At 40.9% G+C, this 8,337-nt stretch carries 7 protein-coding genes; 1 reads left to right on the top strand and 6 read right to left on the bottom strand.

What is annotated here, in order from left to right; genetic code table 11:
* Positions 1-44: 44 nt before the first annotated feature.
* From glpX to F4V44_RS00110, 5 genes are all read right to left on the bottom strand, one after another.
* Positions 45-1,007 carry a class II fructose-bisphosphatase gene (gene glpX / locus F4V44_RS00130; protein WP_150437959.1) on the bottom strand — a complete coding sequence of 321 codons (963 nt, stop codon included), beginning with the start codon at positions 1,005-1,007 and terminating at the stop codon, positions 45-47.
* A gap of 257 nt (positions 1,008-1,264) precedes the next feature.
* Entirely contained in the window at positions 1,265-2,551 is a 1,287-nt protein-coding gene (locus tag F4V44_RS00125) for a UDP-N-acetylglucosamine 1-carboxyvinyltransferase (RefSeq protein WP_150437958.1), read from the bottom strand.
* A 524-nt stretch (positions 2,552-3,075) separates the two neighbouring features.
* A complete protein-coding gene (gene fsa / locus F4V44_RS00120; protein ID WP_150437957.1) occupies positions 3,076-3,720 on the bottom strand; it encodes a fructose-6-phosphate aldolase in 645 nt (214 codons plus the stop codon).
* Between the two features lie 246 nt (positions 3,721-3,966).
* Positions 3,967-4,824 carry a class II fructose-bisphosphate aldolase gene (locus F4V44_RS00115; RefSeq protein ID WP_150437956.1) on the bottom strand — a complete coding sequence of 286 codons (858 nt, stop codon included), beginning with the start codon at positions 4,822-4,824 and terminating at the stop codon, positions 3,967-3,969.
* Positions 4,825-5,121: 297 nt separating this feature from the next.
* Positions 5,122-5,484 carry a response regulator gene (locus F4V44_RS00110; protein ID WP_150437955.1) on the bottom strand — a complete coding sequence of 121 codons (363 nt, stop codon included), beginning with the start codon at positions 5,482-5,484 and terminating at the stop codon, positions 5,122-5,124.
* Positions 5,485-5,881: 397 nt separating this feature from the next.
* On the opposite strand from F4V44_RS00110, the gene F4V44_RS00105 reads away from it, so the two are divergent.
* Positions 5,882-6,406: a DUF2529 family protein gene (locus tag F4V44_RS00105; RefSeq protein WP_150437954.1), complete on the top strand. Its 525-nt coding sequence runs from the start codon at positions 5,882-5,884 to the stop codon at positions 6,404-6,406.
* A gap of 180 nt (positions 6,407-6,586) precedes the next feature.
* Here F4V44_RS00105 and F4V44_RS00100 read toward each other — a convergent pair whose 3' ends face one another.
* Entirely contained in the window at positions 6,587-8,194 is a 1,608-nt protein-coding gene (locus tag F4V44_RS00100) for a CTP synthase (RefSeq protein ID WP_150437953.1), read from the bottom strand.
* Positions 8,195-8,337 lie beyond the last annotated feature (143 nt).

The following is an 8,337-nucleotide window of genomic DNA, read 5'->3' as shown; positions in this document are numbered from 1 at the left end:
GTCTTATGCTTGTCAGGGGTGAGCAAGGCGCTTCCGCTTTTAGCTTACCCAATTACTAAATTTGGTTTTTTCTTTAAGCTGTGTGTTCCTTCGATGAAACGAACGGTACCTGATTTTGCACGCATAACGATGGAATGTGTGGTTGCGTATGAGCCCTTGAACTGAACTCCGCGCAGTAGTTCACCATCTGTAATACCTGTTGCTGCAAATATAGCATCATCGCCTTTTACTAGGTCATCCATTAGAAGAACTTTGCTTGGGTCAACACCCATGCTCAGGCAGCGTTGTAATTGTGCGTCATCTTCTGGAAGTAATTTTCCTTGAAGCTCGCCTCCTAGACATTTCAAAGCAACAGCTGCAAGAACCCCTTCAGGCGCACCGCCGGCTCCAAATAAAATGTCAACACCAGTGGAGTCGAATGCTGTATTAATGGCGCCAGCCACATCACCGTTATCAATTAACTTAATCCGTGCGCCAGCTTCTCTAATCTGCTCAATGATGTGCGCATGACGGTCACGATTTAAAATTGTTGCAACAACGTCTTCAATATCTTTGTTTTTTGCTTTCGCTACTGCCTTTAGATTATCAATAACCGATGCATTAATATCGATACAACCAACACAATCAGGTCCTACTGCAATTTTATCCATATACATATCAGGAGCATGCAAAAGGTTTCCTTTATCAGCAATTGCTAGAACCGCAAGTGCATTCCATCCTCCCGCAGCAAGGATGGACGTTCCTTCAACAGGGTCAACAGCTACGTCAACCTCCGGCCCAATACCCGTTCCAAGCTTTTCACCGATATAAAGCATCGGTGCCTCATCCATTTCCCCTTCACCGATTACCACTGTTCCCTGCATGTCTACCGTGTTGAAGATGTCACGCATGGCAGTTGTTGCTGCATCATCTGCCTCGTCTTTTTTCCCACGACCCATCCAACGTGCAGATGCCTGTGCAGCTCCTTCTGTTACACGAACCAATTCCATCGTTAAACTTCTTTCCACTTTTTCTTCCTCCCCTTGTTTTACTTTCTCTCTGCTTACCAATTCCTACTCAAAGATGCTCCGCTTTTCATGATCTAGCTCCAGCGCCTACCCCCTCTTGGGTCTAGACATGCCGTCATGAAGGTGAAAAAACAACCTTCACACCGGCTCGTCTTATGCTTGAGGCCCGCAGGATGCGGGTCATGCAGACGTTGCCGCAGGACGCGGCGTTTTTAGTCTGCGTTCCTCTTGTGGACAAGGCGCTTCCGCTTTTCTCACTATGCATTTTTCGTTTGCTCAATCTCTTCTTTTGACAAGTTTTCGCGCCAAACCGTGGCACCTAGACCATTTAGTTTCTCAACCATATGACTATAACCGCGATCTATATGTTCAAGTCCTGTTACTTCTGTTACTCCTTCAGCCATAAGGCCGGCAATGACAAGTGCAGCACCTGCCCGCAGGTCACTTGCTTTCACCTTCGCCCCTTCTAGCTGAACAGGCCCATTAATAACGGCAGAGCGACCTTCCACTTTAATATTTGCATTCATTCTTCTTAACTCGTCAATATGTTTAAAGCGTGCGCCATAAATGGTATCGGTGACGATGCTTGTCCCCTCTGCCCTTGTTAATAGAGAAGTAAGCGGCTGCTGCAGGTCTGTTGGAAAGCCTGGATACACAAGCGTTTTGATGTCGACTGCTTTCATTTTTGGAACAGACCGTACAAATATTTGGTCATCATTGACTTCTATATGGACACCCATTTCACGAAGCTTAGCAAGCAATGATTCGAGATGCTGCGGAATCACATTATCTATCAGAACACCATCACCGACTGCTGCACCAAGAATGATATAGGTACCTGCCTCAATACGGTCTGGGATAATCGTGTGACGGCATCCATGAAGCTGGTCAACCCCATCAATCCGAATCACATCGGTACCAGCACCTTTAATTTTGGCTCCCATATTAGTCAACAACGTAGCAACATCAATGATTTCTGGTTCCTTTGCCGCATTTTCAATGACCGTACGGCCTTTAGCACGAACTGCCGCCAGCATAATGTTAATCGTTGCTCCAACACTGACAACATCAAGGTAAATCCGAGCACCTTTCAGTTCATCTGCACGAAGATAAATCGCACCCTGTTCATTGCTAACAGACGCTCCAAGTGCTTCAAACCCTTTAATATGCTGATCAATCGGTCGTGGTCCTAAATGACAACCTCCAGGCAATCCAATAACAGCTTTTTTAAAACGACCAAGCATTGCACCCATTAAATAATAGGAGGCTCGAAGCATTTTGACTTTTCCGTTCGGCAGAGGCATGGAAATCATCGTTGAAGGGTCAACTGTCATGTCATTGTCGGTAAAATCTACTTTTCCGCCAATTTCTTCTAGCAATCCTTTTAATATCTGGACATCAGAGATATCAGGCAACCCTTCAATCGTTACAGGAGAATCAGCTAGAATAGTGGCAGGAATTAACGCAACTGCACTATTTTTGGCACCGCTGATTCGAACTGTCCCTTTTAATGGATAGCCGCCTGCAATCATTAATTTTTCCATTTTTAACTCCCTTCAAAGTCATGTTGTACTTATAGTTTATTCTTCCTGCTCAATTTAGAGGATTATGCTTGTCTTTTTCGAAAGCTTTATTGTCTTTGTTAATTGTCTTTATCACCCATTCTTTATTTTACACAAAAAATAGTCGACTTCTATCAAATTGGGAAAATTTTTACCCATTTGACAAAAATTTTTCTGAAAATATTATACCGGAAAAGTAATTAGCGAGATTTGCTTGAGGAAAAGGCTGACTTTATAAAAGTCATCCTCTAGATTTGACTGTGCTGGTCAGGAAGACAGCGCCGATGAAGATAATGGCTGTGGTACTATTTAGATGGAGACGCCGAGTTCGCAGACGATGCCACGGGATGTGGCAATGTCTGCGTTCCTCTTTTGGGCAAGGCGCCTCCGCTTTTCTTAAATCCAGCTGCGGTGGCTAGACCCTCGGGGTCATGCAGATGTTGCCACAGGATGTGGCGTTCTTAGTCTGCGTTCCTCTTCTGGGCAAGCCACCTCCGCTTTTCAATCTATTCTCTACCCTTCCAATCAGCCAAGAATGCTTCAATTCCTTTGTCTGTTAAAGGATGGCTAAATAGCTGATTAATGACTTTGAATGGAACCGTTGCGATATGCGCACCTCTTAATGCGGCATCCGTTACGTGTTGAGGATGTCTGATGGAGGCAGCGATAATTTCGGTTTCAATTCCATGGATGGCAAAGATTTCAGCAATTGTTGAAATAAGATCAAGTCCGTTAGTTCCAATATCATCAAGTCTTCCAAGGAAAGGAGATACATATGTAGCACCTGCTCTAGCTGCTAGCAATGCTTGGTTAGCACTGAAAATAAGCGTTACATTTGTTTTGATTCCTTCTTTTGACAATACTGCAACAGCCTTCATTCCATCTGGAGTCATTGGTATTTTAACTGTAATATTTGGTGCAATAGCAGCCAATTCTTTTCCTTCTCTTATCATGCCTTCAGCATCTAGAGCGATTACTTCTCCACTTACTGAACCAGGAACAAGGTTTGCAATTTCACGCAGGCGGTCATGAAAAGAAATATTTTTTTCCTTTGCTACTAGGGAAGGATTTGTTGTAACACCAGAGAGAATCCCTAATTCATGTGCCTCTTTAATTTCTTCCATATTTGCAGTATCGATAAAAAACTTCATCAGTATACCCCTTTCGAATTAAAAATTTTTATCATAACACGACTTTATTGTTTACAAAAGGCTTGTAAAAAAAACAAACTTTATGCGTGAAGTATGTAATAATGCATTGAAACCGCCTTTAAAAAGGCGGTTTCCCTAAAATACAACGTTTCAATTGCCCCGCACTTAATAGGCAAGCCAAGCACTAAGTGATATGTGCTTCTAACCCTTCAGCGAGGAAAGAACGCCCACTGATGGAGGTCTTTTTTAAGCTTTGCCTGAAGAACCAAATTCACGAATCTTTCCGATTACCGTTTCTTTAATTACTTCACGTGCTGGTCCTAGGTATTTACGAGGATCATACACTTCTTTATCATTATCTAAAATTTCACGAATACGTTTTGTTGAAGCCATTTGATTTTCTGTATTCACGTTAATTTTTGCTGTACCTAAAGAAATAGACTTTTGGATATCCTTTGTTGGAATTCCAGTTCCTCCATGAAGAACAAGAGGTACACCTGTAGCATCTCTTACTTCTTCCATTTCTTTAAAACCTAGGTTCGGTTCACCTTTGTAAGGTCCGTGAACAGAGCCTAGTGCAGGTGCTAAGCAATCAATACCTGTACGTTTGACAAGTTCTTCACACTCTTTTGGATCAGCGTAGATTACGCCATCAGCTACTACATCATCTTCCTGTCCGCCAACTACTCCAAGCTCAGCTTCAACAGAAACACCCTTAGAGTGTGCATATTCTACCACTTTTGAAGTCGTTTCAATGTTTTCTTCAAACGGATGATGTGAAGCATCTATCATAACAGATGTAAAGCCAGCATCAATGGCTTCTTTACACTTTTCAAAACTTGAACCATGATCTAAATGAATCGCAACAGGAACAGTGATTTTTAAATCTTCTATTAAGCCTTCAACCATTTTTACAACAGTTTTGAATCCACTCATATATCTTCCTGCACCTTCAGAAACCCCTAAAATGACAGGTGATTTTTCTGCTTCTGCAGCTTGAAGAATCCCTTGTGCGTATTCAAGATTATTTACGTTAAATTGGCCTACGGCATATCCTTCTGATTTTGCTTTATTAAGCATCTCAGTCATAGAAACTAAAGGCATATGTGTTCCTCCCTTTTCTTTATGATTCATTCCATATAATGCTTATGTTTACAGTTTTCCTTTTATCGTTGAAAGTATGTAATTAACTTTATACAGAACGAAGGAATAAACATCCATTGCAAATTCCAATTTGTATCATATCAAAATAATACTAGAATTGCTAATGTTCTTAAGAAGTTTTACATTCAATTTTCAACCCGCAAAAAAGTTAACCGCTTCCAAGTAAGGAGGGAACACAATCTGCACAAAAGTGTCTATTTTTTGACTTTAAATTCGACGAGCGAATTTGATTTTATCTTATTCGGATAGATATTTCGCCACTGCGACACGAATATCTTCAATATCAAACGGCTTTGCAAAATGTGTAATGGCACCTAAGTCCATCGCTTCCTGAATCATATCCAGTTCACCATATGCCGTCATAAGGACAACTTTAATATCCGGTACAATTTCCTTCATTCTTTTTAGGATTTCAATTCCATCCATCCCAGGGATTTTCATATCAAGAAGAACCAAATCTGGTACATTATCTTTCACTATTTCTAACGCCTGCAGACCATTTGCAGCCTGGTACGTATCATAACCTTCCTTTTGAAGAACTTCATTTAATAATATACGGATACCGAACTGATCATCTACTATAAGTATTTTCTTATCCATTGTGCACCTCTTCCTCTGCATTAAATTTCATTATGTTGAATGATTGTTTTCATATTTTGAATAGATTTACTCTTATATTCATATTACATTCTACTTCCCCTTTTGAAAATCCTTCCTAGTTTCTATGTTTAATAAAAACTATTCTATAACACATTTTGCCTTTACCCGTAAAATCTTTATAATTGGAAATTAAGAACAATCATTTCTTTTAAAAATGCAGCTGTATTAGTATTTACAGACTCTTCTGTTATTTAACTATAGGTGTACTAGTATAGGTTATCCTTCTTGCTATTATGCATGTGTGCTACTATAAAAAGAACTTGTGTATTACAGGTAAGCCTCAGCTATAGCATATACCAATTTTCTATATAAAAGTAATATTTGGAGGTTGATTTTTTTGTTAAAAATTTTTGCTACCCAGCTAAATGGATTATTTACAAAAATTCGCGAAGAACAGATGGAGGAAATCGAAGACGGTGCCCGCTTGCTGGCCCAGGCGGTTATTTCAGATGGAAGGATTTATATATTTGGTGCTGATGAAATGACTGCTGTGGCAATCGAAGCAGCCAAGGGAGCCGAGCCTCTCACCCATGCAGCGGTATTAACTTCTGATATGATTGAAACGGTTTCCGGCGTTGACCGTGTTCTGCTCGTAACCCGCTATTCCACGGACCAAGAAGCGCTCAACATAGCCAAAAAACTTGCGGAAAAAGGGATTTCCTTTATTACATTGTCTACTCATCAGGAATCCGATAAAGAATCAATTACAGATTTTGCAGATGTGTCAATCGATTTATCATTGCATAAGGGTTTGGTTCCAGCCGATGACGGAGGACGAATCGGATTTCCATTCTCAATGGCTGCGCTTTATGCCTATTACGGCCTAAAATTTACAATTGATGAAATATTGGCGGATTACTAGGCGGATGACCTCAGCCGGTTCTTTCTTGACCGGATTTACTGTTAACAGACTGAGATGGGAACGAATACTTTGCCTTCTTGACCATCTTCTCTGTGCTCAGACCAGTCCGGGCACGAATTGCGTCCTCTCCTAAAATAATATAAAAAATAAAAAGCCTTGCATCAAACAAGGCTTTTCCACTTAATTTTCTTCTTTATATTTTAAAGACGCTCCGATAAAGTCACGGAATAAAGGCTGCGGACGGTTTGGTCTAGAGATAAACTCCGGATGGAATTGAGATGCTACAAACCATGGGTGGTCCTTAAGCTCTACGATTTCTACTAGACGGCCGTCTGGGCTTGTACCAGAGAACATAAAGCCTGCCTTTTCCATTTGCGGGCGGTACTGGTTGTTAAATTCATAGCGGTGACGGTGGCGCTCATAAACCACCTCATCCTGATACGCTTCATATGCCTTTGTACCTTCAGTAAGCTTACAAGGATATAAACCAAGACGAAGTGTGCCTCCAAGATCTTCAATATCCTTTTGCTCAGGCAGAAGGTCAATAATCGCATGCGGTGTTTCAGGATAGATTTCCGAAGAATGTGCTCCTTCTAATTGAAGGACGTTGCGTGCATACTCGATGGATGCAAGCTGCATGCCAAGGCAGATGCCAAGGAATGGACGCTTTTGTTCACGAGCATAGCGGATTGCAGAAATTTTCCCTTCAATTCCACGGTCGCCGAATCCGCCTGGTACAAGGACTCCATCCACATCTTGTAAAATTTCGCCTACATTCTCATCATTAACCTCTTCAGAATTAATCCATTTAATGTCAATATCAGAATCAAATGCATATCCAGCATGCTTCAATGCTTCAACAACAGATAGATAGGCATCCTGAAGCTCCACATATTTCCCGACAAGACCGATTGTTGTCTTCTTAGAAAGATTGCGTACTTTTTCAAGTAAGGCTGTCCATTCGGTCATATTCGCTTCACCGCAGTCTAATTTCAAATGATTGCAGACGATAGAATCCATCTTTTGTGCCTGAAGGGCTAATGGGATGGATAAAAGATGGTCTGCATCCTGACATTCGATAACCGCATTTTTATCAATATCACAGAAAAGGGCAATCTTGTCCTTCATATCTTGTGTCATTGGCATTTCGGTACGAACAACAATAAGATTTGGCTGAATCCCAAGGCTGCGTAATTCTTTTACGCTATGCTGTGTCGGCTTTGTCTTCATTTCACCAGCCGCTTTAATATATGGTACAAGTGTACAGTGAATGTACATAACATTATCAGAGCCGACATCACTTTTTACCTGACGAATAGCTTCTAAAAACGGCAGTGATTCAATGTCACCGACAGTTCCACCGATTTCGGTAATAACAACATCCGCATTTGTTTCACGACCTGAGCGGAACAGGCGCTCTTTAATTTCATTGGTAATATGAGGAATAACTTGAACGGTTCCTCCTAAATAATCACCGCGGCGCTCTTTTTTCAAAACAGCAGAATACACTTTTCCTGTTGTTACATTGCTGTATTTGTTTAGGTTGATATCGATAAAACGTTCATAGTGTCCTAAATCAAGATCCGTTTCGGCACCATCATCTGTTACAAAAACTTCACCGTGCTGGTATGGACTCATTGTTCCTGGGTCCACGTTAATGTATGGATCAAATTTTTGAATCGTTACATTCACTCCACGGTTTTTTAATAAACGTCCTAATGATGCTGCTGTAATTCCCTTTCCCAGCGACGAAACAACGCCGCCCGTTACAAAAATATATTTTGTCATAATTAAAATTCCCCCTCCATAACAGTTTGTACAAATTCTCTTTTATTTAAAGACAGTAAATAAGTGAAATATGATGAAATTCCAGTTTCACACTTCATCATAAAGAAAACACACCTAATCTATAGCAATAGAATGCATGAAAA

It is taken from the genome of Niallia endozanthoxylica (genome assembly GCF_008710145.1).
GTDB lineage: Bacteria > Bacillota > Bacilli > Bacillales > Cytobacillaceae > Bacillus_BD > Bacillus_BD endozanthoxylica.
This window is presented reverse-complemented; position numbering and strand designations above follow the sequence as displayed.